The organism is Roseovarius salinarum (assembly GCF_002834145.1).
Taxonomy (GTDB): domain Bacteria; phylum Pseudomonadota; class Alphaproteobacteria; order Rhodobacterales; family Rhodobacteraceae; genus Roseovarius; species Roseovarius salinarum.
On the sequence record NZ_PHNT01000008.1, the window covers coordinates 87876 to 112713 of the forward strand.

Annotated in this window: 23 protein-coding genes; 11 read left to right on the forward strand and 12 right to left on the reverse strand. The window is 69.8% G+C overall.

Annotation, left to right across the window (positions count from 1 at the left end; genetic code table 11):
• Nucleotides 1-33: 33 nt before the first annotated feature.
• A complete protein-coding gene (locus CEF10_RS09360; protein WP_101067915.1) occupies nt 34-2508 on the forward strand; it encodes a choice-of-anchor L domain-containing protein in 2475 nt (824 codons plus the stop codon).
• On the opposite strand, the gene CEF10_RS09365 is transcribed toward CEF10_RS09360, so the two are convergent.
• The 6 genes from CEF10_RS09365 to CEF10_RS09390 all read right to left on the reverse strand — a co-directional run bounded on the left by CEF10_RS09365 (nt 2509) and on the right by CEF10_RS09390 (nt 8440).
• The gene (locus tag CEF10_RS09365) at nt 2509-3033 is read right to left on the reverse strand and encodes a flavodoxin domain-containing protein (protein WP_101067916.1); all 525 of its coding nucleotides are present in this window, start codon (nt 3031-3033) and stop codon (nt 2509-2511) included.
• A 110-nt stretch (nt 3034-3143) separates the two neighbouring features.
• Nucleotides 3144-3920 (reverse strand): gamma-glutamyl-gamma-aminobutyrate hydrolase family protein, encoded by a 777-nt coding sequence (locus CEF10_RS09370; protein WP_101067917.1) that lies wholly within the window; start codon nt 3918-3920, stop codon nt 3144-3146.
• A 98-nt stretch (nt 3921-4018) separates the two neighbouring features.
• Entirely contained in the window at nt 4019-4447 is a 429-nt protein-coding gene (locus tag CEF10_RS09375) for a GlcG/HbpS family heme-binding protein (RefSeq protein WP_101067918.1), read from the reverse strand.
• A gap of 83 nt (nt 4448-4530) precedes the next feature.
• Nucleotides 4531-6663, reverse strand: coding sequence for a malate synthase G (locus tag CEF10_RS09380; RefSeq protein ID WP_101067919.1), 2133 nt, complete (start codon nt 6661-6663; stop codon nt 4531-4533).
• 137 nt (nt 6664-6800) lie between these two features.
• Complete coding sequence (locus tag CEF10_RS09385; RefSeq protein WP_101067920.1) at nt 6801-6947, reverse strand: DUF2256 domain-containing protein; 147 nt, start codon at nt 6945-6947, stop codon at nt 6801-6803.
• The gene (locus CEF10_RS09390; protein ID WP_101067970.1) at nt 6947-8440 is read right to left on the reverse strand and encodes an FAD-binding domain-containing protein; all 1494 of its coding nucleotides are present in this window, start codon (nt 8438-8440) and stop codon (nt 6947-6949) included. Before CEF10_RS09390 ends, CEF10_RS09385 begins: the two co-directional genes overlap by 1 nt.
• A gap of 104 nt (nt 8441-8544) precedes the next feature.
• On the opposite strand from CEF10_RS09390, the gene pepN reads away from it, so the two are divergent.
• The 6 genes from pepN to CEF10_RS09420 all read left to right on the forward strand — a co-directional run bounded on the left by pepN (nt 8545) and on the right by CEF10_RS09420 (nt 15575).
• Nucleotides 8545-11097: an aminopeptidase N gene (gene pepN, locus CEF10_RS09395; protein WP_101067971.1), complete on the forward strand. Its 2553-nt coding sequence runs from the start codon at nt 8545-8547 to the stop codon at nt 11095-11097.
• Nucleotides 11098-11208: 111 nt separating this feature from the next.
• A complete protein-coding gene (locus tag CEF10_RS09400) occupies nt 11209-12471 on the forward strand; it encodes a hypothetical protein (RefSeq protein WP_101067921.1) in 1263 nt (420 codons plus the stop codon).
• Between the two features lie 86 nt (nt 12472-12557).
• Nucleotides 12558-14072, forward strand: a complete 1515-nt coding sequence (gatB, locus tag CEF10_RS09405) for an Asp-tRNA(Asn)/Glu-tRNA(Gln) amidotransferase subunit GatB (RefSeq protein ID WP_101067922.1) — start codon at nt 12558-12560, stop codon at nt 14070-14072.
• A 5-nt stretch (nt 14073-14077) separates the two neighbouring features.
• The gene (locus CEF10_RS09410) at nt 14078-14482 is read left to right on the forward strand and encodes a CopD family protein (protein ID WP_157932994.1); all 405 of its coding nucleotides are present in this window, start codon (nt 14078-14080) and stop codon (nt 14480-14482) included.
• A gap of 27 nt (nt 14483-14509) precedes the next feature.
• Nucleotides 14510-14986 (forward strand): thioesterase family protein, encoded by a 477-nt coding sequence (locus CEF10_RS09415; protein ID WP_101067924.1) that lies wholly within the window; start codon nt 14510-14512, stop codon nt 14984-14986.
• Between the two features lie 79 nt (nt 14987-15065).
• Nucleotides 15066-15575, forward strand: coding sequence for a DUF4177 domain-containing protein (locus tag CEF10_RS09420; RefSeq protein ID WP_101067925.1), 510 nt, complete (start codon nt 15066-15068; stop codon nt 15573-15575).
• Here the strand turns inward: CEF10_RS09420 and CEF10_RS09425 are convergent, their stop codons facing one another.
• Nucleotides 15576-15833 carry a BolA family protein gene (locus tag CEF10_RS09425; RefSeq protein WP_101067926.1) on the reverse strand — a complete coding sequence of 86 codons (258 nt, stop codon included), beginning with the start codon at nt 15831-15833 and terminating at the stop codon, nt 15576-15578.
• Nucleotides 15834-15908: 75 nt separating this feature from the next.
• Here CEF10_RS09425 and CEF10_RS09430 point away from each other — a divergent pair, with 75 nt between their 5' ends.
• Entirely contained in the window at nt 15909-16532 is a 624-nt protein-coding gene (locus CEF10_RS09430; protein ID WP_101067927.1) for a J domain-containing protein, read from the forward strand.
• A 173-nt stretch (nt 16533-16705) separates the two neighbouring features.
• Here CEF10_RS09430 and CEF10_RS09435 read toward each other — a convergent pair whose 3' ends face one another.
• The 5 genes from CEF10_RS09435 to CEF10_RS09455 all read right to left on the reverse strand — a co-directional run bounded on the left by CEF10_RS09435 (nt 16706) and on the right by CEF10_RS09455 (nt 19742).
• Nucleotides 16706-17128, reverse strand: coding sequence for an OsmC family protein (locus CEF10_RS09435; protein WP_101067928.1), 423 nt, complete (start codon nt 17126-17128; stop codon nt 16706-16708).
• Nucleotides 17129-17245: 117 nt separating this feature from the next.
• Nucleotides 17246-17737 carry a peptide-methionine (R)-S-oxide reductase MsrB gene (gene msrB, locus CEF10_RS09440; RefSeq protein ID WP_101067929.1) on the reverse strand — a complete coding sequence of 164 codons (492 nt, stop codon included), beginning with the start codon at nt 17735-17737 and terminating at the stop codon, nt 17246-17248.
• 89 nt (nt 17738-17826) lie between these two features.
• A complete protein-coding gene (locus tag CEF10_RS09445) occupies nt 17827-18399 on the reverse strand; it encodes a fasciclin domain-containing protein (RefSeq protein WP_101067972.1) in 573 nt (190 codons plus the stop codon).
• Between the two features lie 99 nt (nt 18400-18498).
• Nucleotides 18499-19203: an anti-sigma factor gene (locus CEF10_RS09450; protein WP_101067930.1), complete on the reverse strand. Its 705-nt coding sequence runs from the start codon at nt 19201-19203 to the stop codon at nt 18499-18501.
• The gene (locus CEF10_RS09455) at nt 19200-19742 is read right to left on the reverse strand and encodes a sigma-70 family RNA polymerase sigma factor (protein WP_101067973.1); all 543 of its coding nucleotides are present in this window, start codon (nt 19740-19742) and stop codon (nt 19200-19202) included. Before CEF10_RS09455 ends, CEF10_RS09450 begins: the two co-directional genes overlap by 4 nt.
• Before the next feature lie 143 nt (nt 19743-19885).
• On the opposite strand from CEF10_RS09455, the gene cobS reads away from it, so the two are divergent.
• The 3 genes from cobS (at nt 19886) to CEF10_RS09470 (ending at nt 24794) form a co-directional block, all read left to right on the forward strand.
• A complete protein-coding gene (gene cobS / locus CEF10_RS09460; protein ID WP_101067931.1) occupies nt 19886-20872 on the forward strand; it encodes a cobaltochelatase subunit CobS in 987 nt (328 codons plus the stop codon).
• An 86-nt stretch (nt 20873-20958) separates the two neighbouring features.
• Nucleotides 20959-22836, forward strand: coding sequence for a cobaltochelatase subunit CobT (gene cobT / locus CEF10_RS09465; RefSeq protein ID WP_101067932.1), 1878 nt, complete (start codon nt 20959-20961; stop codon nt 22834-22836).
• A gap of 152 nt (nt 22837-22988) precedes the next feature.
• A complete protein-coding gene (locus tag CEF10_RS09470) occupies nt 22989-24794 on the forward strand; it encodes an aminopeptidase P family protein (protein WP_101067933.1) in 1806 nt (601 codons plus the stop codon).
• Nucleotides 24795-24838 lie beyond the last annotated feature (44 nt).

Here is a 24838-nt window from a genome sequence, read left to right on the forward strand (position 1 = left end):
TCGGGGGTGGCACATTTTCAGGGGTGAACGGCCATGGCCACGTCATCGGAACTTTCGATCAACACCGACAGCACGGCGATGCAGATGGCGCAGACCATCTTCGGCCATGGTGTCACCGTCACCTCGGCCAGCCTGACCGGCGATCCGCAGTCGTCGGGCACCTACAGCGGGGCGAAGGACACGCTTCAGGGCATCTCGCCCACCGACGAGGGCGTGATCCTGTCCACCGGCAACGCCGGCGACTTCACCAATTCCAGCGGCAAGACGAACCAGGACTCCAACACGACCACCGACACCGACGGCGTGGACGGCGACGCGGGCATGGATTCGGTCTCGGGGCAGGACACCCATGACGCCACGTTCCTGGAGGCCGAGTTCACCCCCGACGGCGACCACCTGACGATGCAGTTCGTCTTCTCGTCGGAGGAATACCTCGAGTACGTCAACGGCGGCTACAACGACAGCTTCAACGTCTGGGTGAACGGCGAGGAAGTCGACATGACGGTCGGCTCGGGCGACGTGACGATCGACAACGTCAACACCGGCTCGAATGCCAACCTCTACCTCGACAACCCCGAGGGCACGGACGCCTACAACACCGAGATGGACGGGCTGACCAAGGTCCTGACCATCAAGGCGCCGGTCAACCCGGGCGAAACGAACTCGATCAGGATCGGCCTGGCCGACGGCGGGGACGCGAAATACGACTCCAACGTGCTGATCATGGGCGACAGCCTGCAATCCGTCGCCATCGCCTTCGACGACACCTTCGAGATCGCGCCCGATACGACCGCCGTCTTCGAACCCTTGGCCAACGACACCGACACCGTGGGCGGCGGGCTGACGATCACCCGCATCGACGAGCAGGACGTGTTGCCAGGCGAAACGGTGACGCTGGGCAGCGGCGAAAAGGTCACGCTGAACGCCGACGGCACCTTCTCGGTCACGTCGGATTCCGACACCGGCAGCTCGTCGTTCACCTACGAGGTGGTCAACGCCGACGGCACCACCGACGTGGGCTTCGCCGAGATCAAGACCGTCGCCTCGGTCTCTCCCGATTACATCGTGGAAGGGACAGCCGCGGCCGACACCATCGACACCGCCTACACCGGCGATCCCGAAGGCGACATGATCGACGCCGGCGACGGGCCGGGCGGCACGGACGCCGACACGGTCCTGGGCTACGGCGGCGACGACACGATCCTCTCCGGCGCGGGCGACGACGATGTCTCGGGCGGCCACGGCGCCGATTCGGTGGAGGGCGGCGCGGGCGACGACACGCTGCACGGCGGCCAGGGCGACGACCTGCTGCGCGGCGGCGCGGGGGCCGACAGCCTGATGGGCGGCGACGGGGCCGACTCGCTCAAGGGCGGGGCCGGCCAGGATACGCTTCAGGCCGGCGCCGACGGCGACCTGCTGCTGGGGGGCACCGAGGACGACGCCCTTCACGGCGGGGCGGGCGACGACACGCTCGACGCAGGCGACGGCAACGACACCGTCCACGCCTCGGCGGGCAATGACATCGCCTTCGGTCAGGCGGGCGACGACCTGCTGCTGGGCGGCGGCACGGAGGCGGACAGCGATACGCTCAAGGGCGGCACCGGCAACGACACGATCGACGGCGGACCCGGCGGCGACGACATGCGCGGCGGCGCGGGCGACGACCGGCTCATCGTCGCGCAGGACGACACGGCAACGGGCGGCGGGGGCGACGACACCTTCACGCTGGCCGATCACGGCGAAACCGGCGCGGGCACGATCACGATCAAAGGCGGCGAGAGCGACGAGACGGACGGCGACACGCTGCGCCTGACCGGCGACATCGGCAAGGGCGACATCACCTTCACCAACACCGACGATGAAAACGGCGGTCTGTCGGGCACCTTCGCGATGGCCGACGGCACGGTGGTCAGTTTCTCGGAGATCGAGAACATCATCTGCTTCGCCGCCGGTGCCATGATCCTGACCGACCGCGGCGAACGGCCGGTCGAGACGCTGCGCGAGGGCGACCGCGTGGTCACGCGCGACAGCGGCCCGCGCCCGATCCGCTGGATCGGCCGGCGGCGCGTCCGCGCCGAGGGCAAGCTGGCGCCGGTGTCGATCCGCGCCTCTGTCGCCGGGGGCACGGGCCGGCCGCTGGTGGTTTCGCCGCAGCACCGGATCCTCTTCACCGGCTACCGCGCCGAGCTGCTGTTCGGCGCCTCCGAGGTGCTGGTGCCCGCCAAGCACCTGATCGACGGGGCGGACGTGCGCCGCGCCGCGGGCGGCGAGGTGACCTACATCCACCTGATGTTCGACCGGCACGAGATCATCCATGCCGACGGCATCGCGACCGAGAGCTTCCACGCCGGCGACGCCGGCCTGACCGCGATGGACGCCGCCGCGCGCGAGGAACTGTTCGCCATCTTCCCCGAACTGCGCAGCGCGCCCTGCCGCCACGGCCCGACCGCGCGGCCCTGCCTGAAACGCCACGAGGCGCGCCTGCTGCACGGAGCCGGCGCGGTGTGATCACCCCGCCCAGTCCGACAGCACAGACTCCAGCGCGGCCCAGTCGGTGTATTCCCGGTCGCCGCGGGGGTCCACGGCCTCGCCCTTCTGGTGGGCGATCCAGCGCATCGCCCAGGCCTTGAAGAAATCGTACTCGGTGAAACGGAAGGCCCCGGCCACCTGTTCGACCCGCCCGGGCGTCCATCCCGTGGTCTCGGCGAACGCGGCCGCGATGCGGTCGAGGTCGGCGTGTTCCTCGGGGTCGGTGCCGGCGGCGGCCAAGGACACGGACAGGAACAGCGTCCGGAGCCCCGCCAGCGCCTGCGCGTGCGCGCGGGCGAATTCCACCATCTCGTCCTGGTAGCGGCCGACGTGCACCGAGGCGGCCAGGATGGCCGCGTCGAAGCGGGCCGGTTCCACCGCGCCCGCGTCCGCGACCGGCATCAACTCGACCGAGTGGCCGTCATCGACGAGCGTGTCGGCGCAGAACCGCGCGATCTTGCGCGTCTGTCCTTCCGTGCTGGCATAGGCGATCAGGATCTTCATCGGGGCCTCCCGTCAGCGCTGCATGCAGACTTCGTGCCACCGGAACCGGCCGCGCGCCTTGTCCTGCGTCAAACGCGGTCGGCAGCCCCTTGCCCCGCGGCGGCCGGGCCTCAGGCCGTGCGCCGCGCCGGCGCCATCTGCCCCGCGGCCCAGGCGCGCACCGCATCGCCGAAGGCGGAAAACAGCGGCCGGCTGACCGGGTCGTTCGCCGCGTCCCACTCGGGGTGCCACTGGACGCCCAGCGCGAAGCCCTCGGCGCCCTCGACGTACAATGCCTCGGGCGTGCCGTCCTCGGCCCAGCCGTCGATCACGATGCGCCCGCCCGGCGTCTTGATGCCCTGCCCGTGCAGCGTGTTCGTCATCACTTCCTGCGCGCCGAACAGGCGGTGGAACGGGCCGCCCTGCGTGAAGCGCACGCAATGGCGCAGCGCGAACTTCTCCTGCAGCGTGCCGTCGGGGGGCATGCGGTGGTTCATCCGCCCCGGCAGGTCGCGGATCTCGGGGTGCAGCGTGCCGCCCAGCGCGACGTTCACTTCCTGGAACCCGCGGCAGACGCCCAGGAAGGGCTGCCCGCGGTCGAGGCAGGCGCGCACCAGCGGCAGCGTCACCGAGTCGCGCGCGCGATCCGACGCGCCGTGCGCCTCGGTCCAGGCCTCGCCGTATTCCTCGGGGTGCACGTTGGGCCGCCCGCCGGTCAGCAGGAAACCGTCGCAGGTCTCCAGCAACTCCTCCACGCTGACGAACCGCGGATCGGCCGGGATCAGCAGGGGCAGGCAATGCGACACGCCGGCCACCGCCTCGGAATTCATCGTGCCGCCCGCGTGCGCGGGATACTGATCGTTGATCAGGTAATGGTTGCCGATGATACCGACGACAGGGCGCGCCATGGATCTCCCTCGAAGATTGCCCGACAAGAGATACAGCCATTTGCGGCGCAAGAAAACCGCCGCCGGGGCACAGGCCCGCGTGCGCCTGCGCGCAGCCCTCAGGCCTCGCCGGCCAGCCCCGCCGCCGCGATGCCGGCCAGCGCCGCCTCGGCATCGTTGTCCGAGGTGTCGCCCGTCACGCCGACCGCGCCGATCACCCGGCCTTCGGTATCGCGCACCAGCACGCCGCCGGGCACCGGCACGGTCTGCCCGCCGTAAACGCCGTTCACGGCCGCCATGAAATAGGCCTGCGATTCGGCGCGGTCCATCTGCGCGCGTCCGCCCATGCCCAGCATCACCGCGCCATAGGCCTTGCCCTGCGCGATGGCATACCGGCCGGGGCTCGCGCCGTCCTCGCGCTCGAAGGCGATCGGGTGGCCGCCGGCGTCCAGCACGATCACCGACAACGGCTTGAGGCCCATCGCGCGCCCCTTGTCCAGCGCCGCGCGCACCATCGTCCGCGCCGCCTCCTGAGAAATCTCCGCCATTACGTCGTCCCTTCTTCTTGCCTTCGGATATCTCCGGGGTGAATCTGCGCATGGTGCCAGGAGGGGCAGCGCCCCCCTGCCGGCTATCCCTGCGCCTTGAGCTCCAGCCGGCGGGCGTGCAGCACAGGCTCGGTGTAGCCCGAGGGTTGCGCGCGCCCGCGGAACACCAGGTCGCAGGCGGCCTCGAAGGCCACGCCGTCGAAACCGGGCGCCATCGGCGCGTAGGCCGGGTCGCCGGCGTTCTGGCGGTCCACCACCTGCGCCATCTTGCGCATCACCGCCATCATCCGGTCCGCGTCCACGACGCCGTGATGCAGCCAGTTGGCCAGCATCTGCGAGCTGATCCGGCAGGTCGCGCGGTCCTCCATCAGCGCCACGTCGTGGATGTCGGGCACCTTGGAACAGCCCACGCCCTGGTCGACCCAGCGCACGACATAACCCAGGATGCCCTGGGCGTCGTTCTCGATCTCCGCCGTGATCTCGTCGTCCGAGAAGTTGCGCCCGGTGGCCACCGGGATGGACAGCAGGTCGTCGAGCGTGCCGCGCGGGCCACCAGCGGCGATCTCGTCCTGCCGGGCCAGCACGTCGACGTGGTGGTAGTGCGTGGCGTGCAGCGTGGCGGCGGTGGGCGACGGCACCCAGGCGCAGGTCGCGCCCGCCTTGGGGTGGCCGATCTTGGCGTCCAGCATCTCGGCCATGCGGTCGGGCATCGCCCACATCCCCTTGCCGATCTGCGCACGCCCCTTGAGGCCGCAGGCCAGCCCGATGTCGACGTTGCGGTCCTCGTAGGCCGCAAGCCACGCCGCCTGCTTCATCTCGCCCTTGGGCACCATCGGGCCGGCTTCCATGCTGGTGTGGATCTCGTCGCCGGTCCGGTCGAGGAAGCCGGTGTTGATGAAGGCCACGCGGTGGCGCGCGGCATGGATGCAGGCCTTGAGGTTGACGCTGGTGCGGCGCTCCTCGTCCATGATGCCCAGCTTGACGGTGTATTGCGGCAGCCCGAGGATGCGCTCGACGCGGGTGAAGATCTCGTCGGCGAAGGCGACCTCCTCGGGGCCGTGCATCTTCGGCTTGACGACATAGACGCTGCCGGCGACCGAGTTGCCCCCGTCGCGGGCCAGGTCGTGCATCGCGATGGCCACCGTCACCAGCGCGTCCATCAGCCCCTCGAAGATCTCGTTGCCGCCGCGGTCGAGGACCGCCGGGTTGGTCATCAGGTGGCCCACGTTGCGCACCAGCATCAGCGACCGGCCCTTCAGCGTCACCGCGTCCCCGCCCGGCGCGGTGAAGGCCATGTCGTCGGCCAGCCGGCGGGTGAAGCTGCGCCCGCCCTTTTCGACCGTCTCCGACAGGTCGCCCTGCATCAGCCCCAGCCAGTTGCCGTAGGCGGCGACCTTGTCCTCGGCATCGACGCAGGCAACGCTGTCCTCGCAGTCCATGATCGTGGAGATGGCCGATTCCAGCCGGATGTCGGCGATGCCGGCGGCATCGGTCGCGCCGATCTCGCTGGTCGCGTCGATGTCGATGATGATGTGCAGACCGTTGTTGCGCAGAAGCACCGCTGTCGGCGCCTCCGCCGGGCCGGCATGGCCGGCGAACTGCGCGGGGTCCTTCAGCGCCGGGGCAACCCGGCCGTCCGCGACCGTGATCGCCGGCGCCTCGGCCCAGCTTCCGGTCGCCAGCGGCACGGCGGCGTCAAGGAATGCCCGGCCCCAGGCGATCACGCGCGCGCCGCGCTCCGGGTCATAGCCCCCGCCCTGCGGCAGATCGCCCAGCGCGTCGGTGCCGTAAAGCGCGTCATAGAGGCTGCCCCAGCGCGCGTTCGCCGCGTTCAGCGCGAAGCGCGCGTTGGTGATCGGCACGACAAGCTGCGGCCCCGGCACCTGTGCGATCTCGGGGTCGATGCCCGCGGTGTCGATCTCGAAATCCGCCGGCTCCGGCAGCAGGTAGCCTATTTCCTCCAGAAAGGCGCGATAGGCGGCGGCGTCATGCGGCTGGCCGGCGCGGGCGCGGTGCCAGTCGTCGATGCGCGCCTGTATCGTCTCGCGCGTCTCCAGCAGCGCGCGGTTGCGCGGTCCCAGTTCATGCGCGAGCTCCGACAGCCCCGCCCAGAAGGTCGCCGGCTCCACCCCGGTGCCCGGCAGCGCGCGGCCCTCGATGAACTCTGCCAGCTCCGGCGCCACCTGCAACCCGTCGCGTTCCACCCTCTGTGCCATGCCGATCCCCTCCGTTCGGTCCCGTGAGCTCGTGTTGGACCGATGGCATAGCCGATCCGTTTCCGATCGGCAACAGGATCGGTAAAATCAATTTACCAATTCCGGCATCCCGTGGCATGCCGGTCGCGGCACCCGCCTCAGCGCCGCCGCCCCGAACGGCATGCGCGCGAGCAGTAGCGCACCGCCTCCCAGTCGCGCGCCCACTTGCGCCGCCAGCTGAAGGGCCGGCCACAGGCCGCGCAGATCTTGCTGGGCAGATCGCCCTTGCGCCGCATGCGCCCCATCAGAACTCGAAACCCATCTGGCGGCTGTCGCCGCGTGGGGCGCGCCGCGCGGCCGGCGGGCGCTTGCGGCTGGCGTGCTTGCGGCGTACCTGCGCCGCGGCCTCGGCAAAACCCGCTTGCCGGCGCACCGCCCAGACGGCGGCGCGCGCGGCGCGGGCGGCGGCCGCCACGTCCACCAGCGGCTCGGGATAGGCGCGGCCCAGCAGGCCCCCCGCCCCGTCCCACGTCCATGGGGTCTGCAGGTGGGCGTCGGGTACCCGCGCCAGCTCGGGCACCCAACGGCGGGTGAACCGGCCCGCCGGATCCTGTTCGTGGCCCTGCTTGACCGGGTTGTAGATGCGGATCTGGTTGGTGCCGGTCACGCCCGACTGCATCTGCACCTGGCTCCAGTGGATGCCCGGCTCGTAATCGGTGAACAGCCGCGCCAGCACCGCGCCGCTGTCGCGCCAGTCCAGCCACAGGTGATAGCTGGCCACCGCCATCACCATCGCCCGCATGCGGAAGTTCAGCCAGCCGGTGGCATTCAGGCTGCGCATGCAGGCGTCGACGAAGGGCAGCCCGGTCTCGCCCGCCGCCCAGGCGGCCAGCCGCGCGGTGTCCGGTTCGGCCGGGCGCAGCGCCTCGTAGGCCGGGTGCAGGCAGCGCCATTCCAGCGCCGGTTCGTCCTCGAGCTTCTGCATGAAGTGATCGCGCCACGCGAGCCGCGACCGGAACGATCGCATCGACCCCGCCCAGGCCCGGCCGCGGCCCGCCGGCGCGGCGCGGCCCGCTTGCACCGCCTCGCGCACCGACAGGGTGCCGAAGGCCAGGTGCGGCGAGAGCCGCGAACAGGCGCGCGCCCCCGCTTCGGGCGCGGACATCGCCGCGCGGTAATGCTGCCCGCGCGTGCGCAGGAACCCCGCAAGCGCGCGTTCGGCGCGGGCGCGCCCCCCGCGCTGGCGGTCGGGGCAGGCATCAACCAGCCCCAGATCCGCCGCGGCGGGCAGCGGGTCGGCAACGGCACCGGACACGCCGCGGGCGCCCTCGATCCGTGGAACGACCGGCGCGGACACGAAGGCGTCGCGCCGCGCCTGCCAGCCGTCGCGCGAGGCCAGCCGGCGCACGACACCCGATTGCGGCACCTCGTGCCAGCGCACGCCTTGCGCGGCGGCCCAGTCGGCCACGGCCCGGTCGCGCGCGAAGGACGCGGCATTGCCCGTTTCCTCGTGGCTGACCAGGTCGGTCACGCGGTGGGCCGCGCGCAGCGCTTCGAGAACCTGCGGCGCCACGCCCACCCGCACGACAAGCTCCAGCCCGGTCGAGGCGAGCTCCGCGCGCAGCGAGTCGAGGCAGTCGCACAGGAAGGCGTACTGCCGGCCCGACGCGTCTGCCTGCCGCCACTGGTGCGGCTCCACGATATAGAGCGGGATCACCGGACCCAGCGCGGCGGCCCGCGCCAGGGCGGGGTGATCGGCGACCCGGAGATCGCGCTTGAACCAGCAGATGACGCCCATCATCGGCCAGATAGGCGGGGCGCGGGGGTGGTCAACGGCACGGCAACGGCTTGCGGCGGCGCGCCGATGCGCTACACCTGCGCGGGCACGACAAGGAGGATGCCATGCGCGATGCCGCCCCCCAGGCCGTCTACCTGAGCGATTACCAGCCCTACGGCTTCCTGATCGACCGGGTGGCGCTGACCTTCCGGCTCGACCCGCACGCGACGCGCGTGCGCAGCCGGATCGCCTTCCGGCCCAACCCCGAGGCACCGTCACGCGATTTCTTCCTTCATGGCGAGGGGCTCGCGTTGATCTCGGCGGCGATCGACGGCACCCCCGTCAGCCCGGAGGTGACCGAGACGGGGCTGACCTGCACCGTGCCCGACGGCCCCTTCACCTGGGAGGCCGAGGTCGAGATCGACCCGGCGGCCAACACCGCGCTGGAAGGCCTGTACATGTCCAACGGGATGTATTGCACGCAGTGCGAGGCCGAGGGCTTCCGCAAGATCACCTATTACCCCGACCGCCCCGACGTCATGGCCCCCTTCGACGTGCGCATCGAGGGCGACGCGCCGGTGATGCTGTCCAACGGCAACCCGGGCGCGCGCGGCGCGGGCTTCGCCGAATGGCACGACCCGTGGCCCAAACCGTCCTACCTGTTCGCGCTCGTCGCCGGTGAACTGGTCAACCACCCGGACAGTTTCACGACACGTTCGGGCCGGCCGGTGGAGCTCAACGTCTGGGTGCGCCCGGGCGACGAGGGCAAATGCGCCTTCGCGATGGAATCGCTGAAAAGGGCGATGGCCTGGGACGAGCGGACATACGGCCGCGAATACGATCTCGACGTGTTCAACATCGTCGCCGTCGACGATTTCAACATGGGCGCGATGGAGAACAAGGGCCTCAACATCTTCAACTCGGCCGCCGTGCTGGCGAGCCCGGAGACGGCGACCGACGCCAACTTCGAGCGGATCGAGGGCATCATCGCGCACGAGTATTTCCACAACTGGACGGGCAACCGCATCACCTGCCGCGACTGGTTCCAGCTGTGCCTGAAGGAAGGGCTGACCGTCTTCCGCGACCAGCAGTTCACCGCCGACCAGCGCAGCGCGCCGGTCAAGCGCATCGGCGACGTGGTCGCCCTGCGCGCGCGGCAGTTCCGCGAGGATGCCGGCCCGCTCGCCCACCCGGTGCGGCCCGAAAGCTTCGTCGAGATCAACAACTTCTACACCGCGACCGTCTACGAGAAGGGCGCCGAGGTGATCGGCATGCTCAAGCGGCTGGTGGGCGACGACGCATACGGCCGCGCGCTCGACCTCTACTTCGACCGCCACGACGGCGACGCTGCCACGATCGAGGACTGGCTGACGGTCTTCGAGGATGTCACCGGGCGGGATCTGGCCCAGTTCAAGCTGTGGTACCAGGAGGCCGGCACGCCCCGCCTGCGCGTGACCGAGGATTACGCCGACGGCACCTACACCCTGCATTTCACACAGCACACGCCGCCCACGCCGGGCCAGCCCGAGAAGCTGCCGCGCGTGATCCCCGTGGCCGTGGGGCTGCTTGGCCCGAACGGGGACGAGGTGCAGGAAACGGTGATCTGCGAGGTGACCGAGGCCCGGCAGAGTTTCACGTTCGACGGGCTTTCGGGCAGGCCGGTGCCGTCGATCCTGCGCGATTTCTCGGCCCCCGTGATCGTGGAGCGCGACACCGACAACGCAGAACGCGCCTTCCTGCTGGCGCATGACACCGACCCGTTCAACAAGTGGGAAGCGGGCCGCGCGCTGGCGCGCGAGGCGCTCGTCGCGATGATCCTCGACGACGCGGCGCCCGATCCCGCGTACCTCGACGCGGTGGCGGCGATGGCGCGCGACGACAGCCTCGACCCGGCGTTCCGGGCGCTGGCGCTCGACCTGCCGGGGCAGGACGACCTGGCGCAGACGATCCACACCCGCGGCCACACGCCCAACCCGGACGCGATCTGGGCCGCGCTGGAGGCCCTGCGCGATGCGCGCGCCGCCCGGATGGAGGAGCTGGCGCACGAGCTGTTCGCGGCGCACCAGGTGACCGCCCCCTACCGCCCGGACGCGGCGCAATCGGGCGCCCGCGCGCTGGCCAACGCGGCGCTGGCCATGATCACGCGGCGCGATGGCGGCGCGGCAGCGCAGGCGCAATTCGAACAGGCCACCAACATGACGCTGCAACTGGCGGGGCTGGCCAACCTGCTGCGCGCAGGCCGGGGCGACGCAGCGGCGCGCGCCTTCTACGACCAGTGGCGCGACGACCGGCTGGTGATCGACAAGTGGTTCTCGCTCCAGGTCGTGCAGGCCGATCCCGAGGACACCGCGGACATTGCCCGGCGCCTTACCGAACACCCTGATTTCGAAATGAAAAATCCCAACCGCTTCCGTGCGGTCCTGGGCGCGCTGTCGATGTCGCAGGCCGGGTTCCACCACGCCTCGGGCAAGGGATACACGCTGCTGGCCGACTGGCTGATCCGCCTCGACCCAGTGAACCCGCAGACCACGGCACGGCTGTGCACGGCCTTCGAGACATGGCGGCGTTTCGACGGCAACCGCCAGGCCCTGATCCGCCGGGAACTGGAGCGTATCCGGGCCACCGACGGGCTCAGCCGCGACACGACCGAGATGATCGACCGCATCCTTGCGGCGTGATCCAGCCGGGGCCTTCCGCGGCGCGCGGATTCCCCACCAAGTTCCAACTGATGCCACGTTTGTGCCCGAAATCGTCGGCAGCTTTGCCGTGAACGAGTTTCCGGGTATCCCATGTCACTTCTCAAACGCCTCGGCCAATCGCTGAACCGGCGACGGATCGCGGACCACCTCAATCCCGAGCCCGACGACGGAAGCGAGACACGCCCCTTCCGCATCCGCCGGGAGGAGCTGGCGGAGCGTATCCTGCTGCCGATGATGCGGGTGACCGACGAGCAGACGGCACGCGCGGAACACAGGGACAAGGGGCAGCACCTGGCCCGGCAGGAATTGTGGTCGGACCTGTCGCGCCTGATCCGACAGGCCGACCGCGACAGGGTGGGCACGCCGGGCGGCGAATCCGCGGCCCTGCTCATGGCCGGCGGCGCGCGGGAGGATGTCGTCGCGGTGGCCGAGCACCGGGTGATCGACGGAGCCGCGCCGGACGATGCGGGGATCGAGGCACTCGAATCGGTGCTCGGGGAGATGCCGAACGACTACCCGTGCGCGCTGATCGTCGCGATGGCGCATCTCGACATCGCGGGCGCATGGCAGTCCGCGCAGGAGGCCACCGCCCAGACCGCCCGGGACCGCGTCGCGCATCACATGGATCGGGCAGAGGATGTCCTGCAACCCTTCGACGCGGTGGCGCTGGACGCGCCGTCACTGGCCGCCGCGCAGTGCCGGATCGCCGCGGGCGGGCCCGACCCGTGCGAGCACCTCGCCGACGCGTTCGAGGACCTGATCGACCTCGACCCGGCGAGCCCGCGGCACATGCGTGAGCTGGGTCTTCACCTGATGCCGTCGCGATACGGCACCGCCGATACGCTGGAACGCGAGGCGCGACGCACCGCCGCGCGGACCGGCGATGTCTGGGGGGCGGGGGCGTACGCGTGGGTCTACCGCGACGCGCTGGTGCAGGAGCCGGCGATGCTGGCCACGCTGGATCCCGCCTTCTTCATCGACGGGCTGCACGATATCCTGCGGCACCGCCCCGACCAGCACGTCGCCAACGATCTCGCGGCCTTCTGCGCGATCTCGATGGCGCCCGGCGGCCCCGCCGCCGGACACGGTGCCCGCGAAGCCGCGCGCCGCCGGCTGCATCATTGCCTGGGCTGGATCCTCGAACGGCACCTGCACGAACTTCACCCGCTGATCTGGTCGCAGGCGCTGCTGTGCCCGGGCCAGACCACGCCACTGCCGTCGCGCCGCGCCTTCATCGACCGCGGGCACGACACCGCGCTGCAGGTGATCGCGCGCCACTACTCCGAGGAAATCGCCGGCGGCAAGCGCATCGCGTTCTCGCCGGGCGGCATGTACCAGCTGGGCGCGTCCTGACGCGCCGGCCGGGCGTCCGGCCGCCCCTTGCCCCCTCGCGCGCGCTGTCCTAGAAGGCGGTCCACGCGAGAGGGGACACCGATGCCATGCTGGATCTGACCTACGAGCCGCCCAAGCCCAAGGTGATCGCCGGGGCCAGGCACGACTGGGAACTGGTGATCGGGATGGAGGTGCACGCGCAGGTCTCCTCGCGCGCCAAGCTGTTTTCCGGGGCCTCCACCGAGTTCGGGGCCGAACCGAACTCCAACGTCTCCTTCGTGGATGCCGCCATGCCGGGCATGCTGCCGGTCATCAACGAATTCTGCGTCGAACAGGCGGTGCGGACCGGCCTGGGGCTGAATGCGCGCATCAACCTGGTCAGCGCCTTCGACCGCAAGAACTATTTCTACCCCGACCTGCCGCAGGGCTACCAGATCAGCCAGCTTTATCACCCGCTGGTGGGCGAGGGCGAGATCCTGGTGGACATGGAACCGGGCGTGGCACGCACCGTCCGGATCGAGCGCATCCACATGGAACAGGATGCCGGCAAGTCGATCCACGACATGGACCCCGAGATGTCCTTCGTCGATCTCAACCGCACGGGCATCGCGTTGATGGAGATCGTCTCCCGCCCCGACATCCGCGGCCCCGAAGAGGCCGCGGCCTATGTCGCCAAGCTGCGCCAGATCCTGCGCTACCTCGGTACCTGCGAGGGCAACATGCAGTCGGGCAACCTGCGCGCCGACGTCAACGTCTCGGTCTGCCGGCCCGGCGCCTACGAGCGCTTCATCGAGACCGGCGACCCCGGCCACCTGGGCACGCGCTGCGAGATCAAGAACATGAACTCCATGCGCTTCATCCAGCAGGCCATCGATCACGAGGCGCGCCGCCAGATCGCGATCGTGGAGGCCGGCGGCACCGTGGAGCAGGAGACGCGCCTCTACGACCCCGACAAGGGCGAGACGCGCTCGATGCGCACCAAGGAAGAGGCGCACGACTACCGCTACTTCCCAGACCCCGACCTGCTGCCGCTGGAGCTTGAACAGGACTGGGTGGACAGCATCCGCGACAGCCTGCCCGAGCTGCCCGACGCCAAGAAGGCGCGGTTCGTCAATGATTTCGGCCTGTCGGAATACGACGCGGGCGTGCTGACCGCCGAGGTCGAGGCCGCCGCCTATTTCGAAGCCGCGCGCGGCGACAACGACGGCAAGCTGACGGCCAACTGGGTGATCAACGAGCTGTTCGGCCGGCTGAAGAAGGACGATGACACCCCGATCACCCGAAGCCCCGTCAGCCCGGAGCAATTGGGCAAGATCGTTGCGCTGATCCAGTCCGAGGCGATCAGCGGCAAGATCGCCAAGGACCTGTTCGAGATCGTCTACACCGAGGGCGGCGATCCCGAGCGGATCGTCGAGGAGCGCGGCATGAAGCAGGTCACGGACACCGCCGCCATCGAGGAGGCGGTGGACCGCATCATCGCCGAGAACCCCGAGCAGGTCGAGAAGGCGCGCGAGAAACCCAAGCTCGCCGGCTGGTTCGTCGGCCAGGTGATGAAGGCCACCGGCGGCAAGGCCAACCCCAAGGCCGTCAACCAGATCGTGCAGGACAAGCTGGGGCTGTGAACGCGATGGCGGATCAGGCGCTGTTGATCGTGCATTACCTCGCCCTCGCCGTGGGCCTCGGCGGCGGAATCGCCGCCGGCGTGGTCGCCCATGTGGCCGGCCCGAAGGACCCGGCGCTGGCCGGGGCGGTGCAGGTGCGGCTGGCGCGCTTCGGCTTCCTGGCGCTGATCGTGCTTTGGCTGACGGGCTCGGCGATGCTGGCGGGCGGCCCGGGCGCGGCCGCCCTGCCCGTCTGGTTCTGGGTCAAGATGGCCGCGGTGGTCGTGCTGACCGGCGCCGCGGTCTGGATGCAGATCGCCATCAAGAAGCTCGAACCCGCGCAACGCGCCGCCCGCGCGAAGGTGCTGCGCCCGGTGATGAACGCGGCCGCCACCCTCGCGGTGGTGTTCGCCGTGCTGGCCTTCGGCTGAGCCCGCCGCGCGGAAAGGGAACCCGAGATGCCCGAGCCTTTCATGTCCTCGCTTCTTGAGCTCGAGGACGCGTGGATCGATTACAACGGCCACCTGAACATGGGCTATTACACGGTGCTGTTCGACCGCGCCGCCGACGAGGCGTTCGAGGAACTGGGCTTCGGCCCGGCCTACCGCGCGGCCACGAACCACACCACGTTCTCGGCCGAGTTCCACATCCGCTACCTGCGCGAGATCAAGCCGGGGGACCGGGTGCGGGCCTCGTTCCAGCTGATCGACTGGGACGCCAAGCGCTTCCACGCCTTCCAGCAGATGTACCACGAGGACGGATGGCTGGCCGCCACCGGCGAGGGTCTGACGCTGCACGTGGACCTGTCCGGCCCGCGCGTGGTGCCGATGCCCGAGAACATCCGCGCGCGCGTCGAAACGATGGGACAGGCCCACGCCGCCCTGCCCCGGCCCGAGGGGTTGGGCAGCACGATCGGCATTCGCCGCAAGGGCTGACCGTGGCGGGGCTTTGCGCGGGCGAGCGCAGACGCTAGGATGCGGCGGCCACACCACCCAGCACACCGGACACCCCCGCATGGCAGATTACGAATACAGGGTTCTTCCCGCCCCCGAGAAACCGCGCAAGATGCCGGGCGTGAAAGGCAACGGAGAGCGTTTCGCGCGCTCGCTGCAGGAACTGATGAACGAGATGGGCGCCGACGGCTGGGAATACCAGCGCGCCGACATCCTGCCATGCAGCGAACGCCATGGGATCACCGGCAGCCACACCGTCTATCGCAGCGTGCTGGTATTCCGCCGTCCGCGCGACGCGCAGGGGGGGCCGGCCGTCACCCTGCCCGGGGCCACGGCAGAGCACGACCCGGCGGTGCCGCCGCTGGAGGTTCCGCCGCCCGATCCGTCGCAGACCGAGTCCGCGCCGCGGGCGGAGCCCCTCACCAGCACCGCCACGCAGGACGCCCCGCAGGACGCCGGCGACACGACCCCGGAAACCGGGGACACGGCCGCGGATGCCGGGGACAACGCCCCGGATGCGGGGGACGAAACGGCGGAAACGCCGTCCGGCGAAGACCCGTCGCGGGGCTGATCAGCCGTCGAGGTCGAGCGCGAGCGCGTGCAGCCGCCCCAGCAGATCCGGCCCGAGCGCGGCATGCACCGCCCGGTGACGTTCGAGCCGGGACTTCTGCGCGAGCTCGGGCGCGCGCAGGCGGACACGAAAGTGCGACTCTCCGCCCTCGCGGTAGCCGGAATGGCCGCGGTGCGCTTCGCTTTCATCAATGATTTCAATATCATGCACGGTGAACGCCTGCTCCAGCGCCGTGCGGATTTCCGCCGCCACACCCATGGTTTTTTGCCACGCCCCCCTTCATTTTGCCGCCAATTAGCCTAAACTCCCGGCTCCGAGTCGAAAAGGTGCCGCATGTCCAAGACAGATCCATTCGGTTTCGATATGTCCGTGTCTTCCGCGAAGAAGAAGAACCCGCGCGGCCGGCGCGGGATGTCGGGGGCGTCCGAGACGTCCACGCGCGTCTGCGAACACGAGGGCTGCAACGAACCCGGCCTCTACCGCGCGCCCAAGGCGCCGGACGTACTCGACGATTTCTACTGGTTCTGCAAGGAACACGTGCGCGAGTACAACAACAAGTGGAACTTCTTCGACGGCACGACCGAGGCCGAGCTGAACGCCCAGATGTCCAAGGACAAGGTATGGGAGCGGGGCACGAAGAAGCTCAACGACCCCGAACAGCGCGCCTGGGCGCGGCTGGGTATCGAGGATCCGCACCAGGTGCTGGGCCAGAACGCCACCCGCAATCCCGGCAAGCAGGTGACCGGCACCCGCAAGCTGCCCCCGACCGAGCGGCAGGCGATCGAGATCCTCGAAGCCGAGGACAACTGGAGCAAGGCGGAGGTGCGCAAGGCCTACAAGGCGCTCATCAAGGTGCTGCACCCCGACATGAACGGCGGCGACCGCAGCCAGGAAGAGCAGCTGCAAAAGGTCATGTGGGCCTGGGAGCAGATCAAGGGCAGCCGCAACTTCAAGTAGGGCAACGCCGGCACGGGGCCGCTGCCCCCGTCACCCTACAGGCAACTTGCGCGGGATATTTCGGGCAAGAGGAAACAGGGGGGTGTGCGGCCCCGGGAGACTGCGGTGCCGGTCGCGGCGCCAGAACGGATCCTGCCCGGTTAAGCGGCCCCCGGGGCGCGGTGGGGGCAAGGTCACTCCAGCCTGGCATCCATGGTGATCTCGGCGTTCACCAGCTTCGAGATCGGGCATCCCTTCTTGGCATCCTGCGCCGCTTGCTGGAAGGTTCCACCGTCGGCGTCCGGGACCTTGGCCGTGACGTCGAGGTGGATGGCCGTGACGGCAAATCCGCCGTCGCGGTTTTCGAGCGTCACGTCGGCGCGGGTTTCGATCCGGTCGGGCACGAGCTGGCGTTCACCGAGCATCATAGACAGCGCCATCGAGAAACAGCCCGCGTGGGCCGCACCGATCAGTTCCTCCGGGTTGCTGCCCTGCGAATCCTCGAAGCGGCTGCCGAAACCATAGGCCACGTCCCTCAGGGCTCCGCTTTCGGTGGAGACGCGGCCCGTGCCGGTCCGCAGATCCCCGCTCCATTCGGCCGTTCCACGACGTTTCATCGATGCCTCCTTCGTCACAAGTGGGCGTTGCGCCCACCCTGACACGCGTCCCGCCCCCTCTTTCAAGGGGGCGCGCGATCCGCTTGGTCAGGCCCGGCGGGACGTCGCCCGGCGTGCTCAGGCCGGTTTGAACACCAGCGCCACACCGTTGATGCAGTGGCGCTTGCCGGTCGGCTCGGGGCCGTCGTCGAAGATGTGGCCCATGTGGCTGCCGCAGCGGCTGCAGTGGCATTCGGTGCGCGTGTAGAACAGCTTGCGATCGGGCTTCGTGCCGATGGCGCCGTCCAGCGCCTTGTAGAAGCTCGGCCATCCGGTTCCGCTGTCGAACTTGTGTTTCGACGAATACAGCGCCTGGTCACAACCCTTGCAGTGATAGAGGCCGGGCTCGTAGAGCTTGTCGAGGGGCGACGAGAAGGCGGCTTCTGTGCCCTCCTCGCGCATCACGCGGTATTCGAGGTCCGTCAACATGGCGCGCCACTCGGCCTCGGTGCGGGTCACTTCGAACTCACCCGCGGCCGCAGCGGCCGGCCGGGGGTTCATGGCCCGCACGGCGACCGGGATCATGCCGCTTGCGACAAGCGCGCCGGTCACGAAATTGCGGCGTTTCATGGTGGCTCCTTTCGGTCAATGTCTTGCGATCAGGATGGGGTGTGGGGACCGGGGCGGCAAGGCCCCGGCCCCGCACAATTCGGTGAGCGTTACTGCCTGGGCGGCAGGATCACCCGGTCCACGACGTGGATGACGCCGTTGGACTGCTTGACGTCCGCGATCGTCACGTTGATCTCGCGGCCGCGCTCGTCGGTCAGCGTGATCTCGTCGCCGTTGTAGGTGGCCTCCAGCGTGCAGCCGCCCACGGTGGGCACCTCGTGCATGCCGCCGTCGTCGTCGACCATGCCCTTGATGTCCATCGCCATGGCGTCCGCGGCGACGACGTGGCAGGTCAGGATCTGCTTGAGCTGGCCTTTCGCCTCGGGCTGAAGCAGCGCCTCGACGGTGCCGTCGCGCAGCATGCCAAAGGCTTCATCGGTGGGCGCGAAAACGGTGAACGGCCCTTCCGAATTTAGCGTTTCGACAAGACCCGCGGCCTTGACGGCGGTCACGAGGGTTTCGTGGTCGGCCGAGTTCACGGCGTTTTCCACGATGGTCTTGTCGGGGGACATCGGCGCGCCGCCAACCATCGGGTTGCCGGTCTCCGAATGGCTCCCGGCAAAACCCGCGGTGGCGGCCAGCACGATGGCGGATGTGGTTGCGGTGAATGTCTTGCTGAACATGGTTTGGTCTCCCTTGTTGCCCCCGGGCCCCTTGCCCGGGATCACGCGAAGACACGCAAGGTGCCCCCCGGGAGTTTCAGCGGTTGCGGAAACGCGCGGTCACGAGTCCGTGATCTGCCCCACGGCAAGGACGTCGCCCGTGGGTGCGCCCGTGGGCGAGCCGCCGGGCGGTTCGTCGGAAATCGCCAGCGTGCCACCGGCCAGCCGGTCGCGCAGGTCGGGCGAGACGGGCAGTTCGGCCTCCGGATCGTCGGGCAGCACGCCAAGCGAAACCGGCGCGTCGTCGCCGGCAATCAGCCACAGTTCCAGGGCGCGTCCCGGACGCGGTCCGCCCCGCCGGCGATCCACGTAAAGCGTGCCGTCCTCGGCATCAAAGGCGGCCTCGACCAGAAGGCTCTCGTCCTCCGCGGCCACCTCGGCGACATACGCCGGGTCGCCCGGCCGTGTCGGGCCGGTGTCCAGAACGCCGGTGACAACCGCGAGCGCAACGATCAGCACGCAGGCCGCGGCCGCGCCGGCCAGCAGCCGCCATAGCCCGTGGCCGGCCCGGCCCGCGCCCTGTTCGGGGCCGAAGATCTGCGCCTCGAGCGCGGGCAGAACGCGCGCGGGCGGCGCGACCGGCGCGATATCCTCTGTCAGACCGGCGAAGTCCTCCTGCCACCGGGCGACCAACGCACGCAGCTCAGGGTCCTGCGACAGTCGCGACTCGAAGGCCGCCCGCTCGTCCGGCGGCAGCAGCCCGAGGGCGTATTCGCCAGCGAGGACCTCGTCCTCGTCGCGTTCCGGTATGTCATGGTCGCTCATCGCGACAGACACTCCCTGAGTTTCAGCAGGCTGCGGCGCAGCCAGGTTCGCATCGTGTTGAGCGGCACTTCGAACCGCTCGGCCAGATCTGCATAGGTCTCGCCCTGCAGGTAGGCGCGGCGCACGGCCTCGGCACGCGCGGCCTCAAGTTCTTCGAAACAGGCGACCAGCCTGTCTCGTTGCGCCGTGCGCATCACCTGCCCCTCCGGCCCGGGGCGGTCGTCGGCCAGTTCGGCCGCCTCGTCCAGGCCGCCCTGCCCGGCACGGCGCCGACGCAGCCGGTCGATCGCATGGTTCCGCGCCAGTGTGATGAGCCAGGTCATCGGACTCAGCCCGTTGGCCTGATAACGGCCGGCATTGTCCCAGACCTTGACGAAGATGTCCTGGAGGGCGTCTTCGGCCTCGGCCCGATCACTCAAGATACGCAGCGCAATGCCGAAAAGTTTCGCGGAGGTGTGCCGATAAAGCTGGCGGAACGCCCCTCGGTCACCGGTGGCGACCCGGGAAAGCAGTGACTCGATTTCTTCAGGTGTCGCCATTGCGTCGAATCCGCCCCCTTGGTCCATTCCTAGGGGATGCACGCGCGCGACGCCAGCACCCTGCCTCTTTTCCTTGCTCTTGCCGGACATATGTTGCACCACGAGCCGAAAATCAGAGGACCCCATTTCAAAGGACTGCGCGCATGGCTGACGGACACACCGAGATGACCGCGAAACCGACCGAGGACATTTCCGTCCGCGAGGTTTTCGGCATCGACACAGACATGATCGTCAAGGGCTTCGCGGATGGCAGCGAGCGGGTGCCCGATCTCGACAGCACCTACAAGTTCGACGCCGACACGACGCTGGCGATCCTCGCCGGCTTCTCGCACAACCGCCGCGTGATGATCCAGGGCTACCACGGCACCGGCAAGTCCACCCACATCGAGCAGGTGGCCGCGCGGCTGAACTGGCCCTGCGTGCGCGTGAACCTCGACAGCCATATCAGCCGGATCGACCTGATCGGCAAGGACGCGATCAAGCTGCGCGACGGCAAGCAGGTGACCGAATTCCACGAGGGCATCCTGCCCTGGGCGCTGCGCAATCCCACCGCGATCGTGTTCGACGAATACGACGCGGGCCGCGCCGACGTCATGTTCGTCATCCAGCGCGTGCTGGAAGCCGACGGCAAGCTGACGCTGCTGGACCAGAACGAGGTGATCACGCCACACCCGTCGTTCCGGCTCTTTGCCACCTCCAACACCGTGGGCCTGGGCGACACCACCGGCCTTTACCACGGCACGCAGCAGATCAACCAGGGCCAGATGGACCGCTGGAGCCTCGTGGCCACGCTCAACTACCTCAGCCACGACGCGGAAACCAACATCGTGCTGGCCAAGAACCCGGTGTTCAACACCGCCGAGGGGCGCAAGACCGTCAGCCAGATGGTGACGGTGGCCGACCTGTCGCGCACCGCCTTCATGAACGGCGAGCTGTCCACGGTCATGAGCCCGCGCACGGTGATCACCTGGGCGCAGAACGCGACCATCTTCCGCGACGTGGGCTATGCCTTCCGGCTGACCTTCCTCAACAAGTGCGACGAGCTCGAGCGCCAGACGGTGGCCGAGTTCTACCAGCGCTGCTTCGACGAGGAGCTGCCCGAGAGCGCGGCGAACCTGAGCCTGGCTTGAACGGGCCCACGCCCACCCGGTGCTTGCGCGCCGTTTTCGCGAGAAAGCCCGCAAGGGCCGACAAGCGTCGCGCCGCGAGGAGATAGATGACCAAACCCGCAGACAACCCCGCCGACCCGTTCAAGAAGGCGCTGGCCCACGCCACCAAGGTGATGGCGGACGACCCGGACCTGAACGTCAGCTACTCGGTGGATCCCGCCGGCGTGTCGGGCGATTCCATGCGCCTGCCGCAGGTCAGCCGCCGCATGTCGCGCGAGGAGGTTCTGCAGGCCCGCGGCACGGCAGACGCGCTGGCGCTGCGCCACAAGTACCACGACGACGGGCTGCACGCCCGGTACCGCCCGCAGGGCGAGATGGCGCGCGCGCTCTACGAGGCGATGGAGACGGCGCGCTGCGAAGCCGTGGGCGCCCGCGAGATGCCCGGAACCGCCGGCAACATCGACGCGCGCATCGAGGCCGACGCGCGCGCCAAGGGCTACGACCAGATCACCGAGGCCGGCGAGGCCCCCCTGCCCGTCGCCGCCGGGTACATGATCCGGCACCTGGCCACCGGGCGCGAGCTGCCCCCCTCGGCGCGCAACGTGAAGGACCTCTGGGAAGGCTTCATCGAATCCCATGCCGGCACCACGCTGGAAGAGCTGCAGGCCCGCCTCGACGACCAGGGCGCCTTCGCGAAGTTCGCCCGCCAGGTCATCACCGACCTCGGGTACGGCGACCAGCTGGGCGAGGATCCCGACGCCCCGGAAGAAGAGGACGAGGACCAGGCCGAGGAAGCCGGCGAGGAGGAGCAGGAACCCGACAGCGCCGGCGAGGAGGACTCCGAGCCCGAGGAGGCCGACGCGGAGTCCCAGCAAAGCCAGGAGGACCAGCAGGACGCCGCGCAGGCCCAGATCAGCGTCGACGAGATGGCCGAGGACGAGATGTCCGAGGAGACCGAGCTGCCCGAGGGCGAGGCGCCAATGGAGCCGCCGGCGCCGCAGCCCGTCTCGGAAGCCGACCCGGACTACGCCGTGTTCTCCGACGATCACGACGAGGAGATCCGCGCCGAGGACCTGGCCGAACCGGTCGAGCTGGAGCGCCTGCGCGCCTTCCTCGACCAGCAGCTCGAGCCGCTGAAGGGCGCCGTGGGGCGGCTGGCCAACAAGCTTCAGCGCCGGCTGCAGGCACAACAGAACCGCGCCTGGGAATTCGACCGCGAGGAAGGCATCCTCGACGCCGGGCGACTGGCGCGGATCGTGGCCAACCCGACGACGCCGCTGAGCTTCAAGGTGGAAAAGGACACCGAGTTCCGCGACACCGTGGTCACGCTGCTGCTGGACAACTCGGGCTCGATGCGCGGCCGGCCCATCTCCATCGCCGCGGTCTGCGCCGACGTGCTGGCACGCACGCTGGAACGCTGCGACGTCAAGGTCGAGGTGCTGGGCTTCACCACCCGCGCGTGGAAGGGCGGGCAGGCCCGCGAGAAATGGCTGGCCGACGGCCGCCCGCAGCTGCCCGGCCGCCTGAACGACCTGCGCCACATCATCTACAAGGGCGCGGACGCGCCGATGCGGCGCACGCGCCAGAACCTCGGCCTGATGATGAAGGAGGGGTTGCTCAAGGAGAACATCGACGGCGAGGCGCTGGAATGGGCGCACCGCCGGATGCTGCGCCGGCCCGAGGCGCGCAAGATCCTGATGGTGATCTCGGACGGCGCGCCGGTCGACGATTCCACGCTGTCGGTCAACCCGGCCAATTACCTGGAAAAGCACCTGCGCGACGTCATCGACATGGTCGAACGCCGCCGGCAGGTGGAGCTGCTGGCCATCGGCATCGGCCACGACGTCACCCGCTACTACGACCGCGCGGTGACGATCACCGACGCCGACCAGCTGGCCGGCGCGATGACCGAGCAGCTGGCCGCGCTCTTCGACAGCGACCCGCGGGCACGCGCGCGGGTCATGGGGATCCGCAAGGCGATGTGACCGCCCCGGCGGGTGGGGCGCGCCGGCCGCCGCCGGCCGGGGTATTTCCAGCCACATCAAGCGGCGGACCACTCCGGCGCAGACGGGCGCGATTGATCTTCGCCCGCTCGTTCACTAGCACGTAGGGATCCGGCCGGATGCAGGAGGCACGCATGTTCCAGGATTTCGAGGAAACCGCCCGCCCCGAGCAGGGGCCGCCGCGGCTGGCACTTTTGCGCCGGGCGATGGAGCAGGCCGGTCTCGACGGCTACCTCGTGCCGCGCGCGGACGCGCACCAGGGCGAATACGTGGCCCCGCACGATGCGCGCCTCGCCTGGCTGACGGGTTTCACCGGCTCGGCCGGCTTCTGCATCGTCCTGACCGGCCATGCCGGCGTCTTCGTCGACGGGCGCTACCGCGTGCAGGTCAAGGCACAGGTGGACACCGATCATTTCACCCCCGTCGACTGGCCCGAGACGAAGCCGGCCGACTGGCTGCGGGCGCACTTGCCGGGGGGCGGGACGGTGGGATTCGACCCCTGGCTTTACACGCCCGAGCAGATCGAAACGCTCGAGGAGGGGTTGGCGGGCAGCGGCATTGCCCTGCACCCAACCGACAACCTGGTCGACCGCGTCTGGGCCGACCAGCCCGCGCCGCCGCTGGGGCCAATCGTTCCCTACCCCGCCGAGCGCGCGGGCGAGACGCACGCCGCCAAGCTGGGCCGGCTGGGCGCCATGCTGCGCGGGGCGGGTCAGGCCGCGGCTGTGCTGACGCTTCCCGATTCCATCGCCTGGCTGCTCAACATCCGCGGCAGCGACATCCCCCGAAACCCGGTGCCGCACGCCTTTGCCATCCTGCACGCCGACGGCCACCTGTCGCTGTTCGCCGAGGCCGACAAGATCGGCGACGCGCTGAGGGCGCACCTGGGCGACGCGGTGCGCCTGCGCCCGGTCAACGCCTTCGGACCGGCGCTGCGCAGCCTGACAGGCCCGGTGCGGCTTGACCGCAAGAGCGTGCCGGTCTGGGTCGTCGGCCAGCTGGACGAGGCGGGCGTCGCCCGCCAGTGGGGCGAGGATCCCTGCCTGCGCCCCAAGGCCCGCAAGACCGCCGCCGAGATCGCGGGCAGCCGCGCGGCACACCTGCGCGACGGCGCCGCGCTGTGCGAGGTCCTGGCCTGGTTCGATGCCCAGGCGCCGGGAACGCTGACCGAGATCGACGTGGTCACCCGGCTCGAGGCGGCGCGCCGCGCCACCGGCGAGCTGCGCGACATCAGCTTCGACACCATTGCCGGGTCGGGGCCGCACGGGGCGCTCGCGCATTACCGCGTGACCCGTGGCACGAACCGCACCATCCAGGCGGGCGACCTGCTGGTGCTCGACGGCGGCGGGCAATACCCCGACGGCACGACCGACATCACCCGGACGCTGCCGGTGGGCCAGCCGGGCGAGGCCGAGCGCGCGGCCTTCACCCGCGTTCTCAAGGGCATGATCGCGATGAGCCGCGCACGCTGGCCCCGGGGGCTGGCGGGGCGCGACCTCGACGCCATCGCGCGCTACCCGCTGTGGCTGGCCGACCAGGACTACGACCATGGCACCGGCCACGGCGTGGGAGTCTACCTGTGCGTGCACGAGGGCCCCCAGCGGCTGGCGCGGACCGGCGAGGTGGCGCTGGAGCCCGGCATGATCGTGTCGAACGAACCCGGCTACTACCGCGAGGGCGCCTTCGGCATCCGCATCGAGAACCTGCTGGTGGTGCAGGAGGCCGACACGCTGCCCGGCGGCGACGCGCATCGCGACCGGCTGTGTTTCGAGACGCTGAGCTTCGCGCCGATCGACCGGCGGCTCATCGACGCCGGAATGCTGGATGCGGGCGAACGCGCCTGGCTCGATCGCTACCACGCGGCCTGCCGCGATCGCATCGGCCCGCGGCTGGGCGACACGGCGAGACAATGGTTGGACGCCGCCACCGAACCCCTGTAGCAAGGGCGCAAGGGGGCGCGGCATGACACGCGCCTGTTACTTGC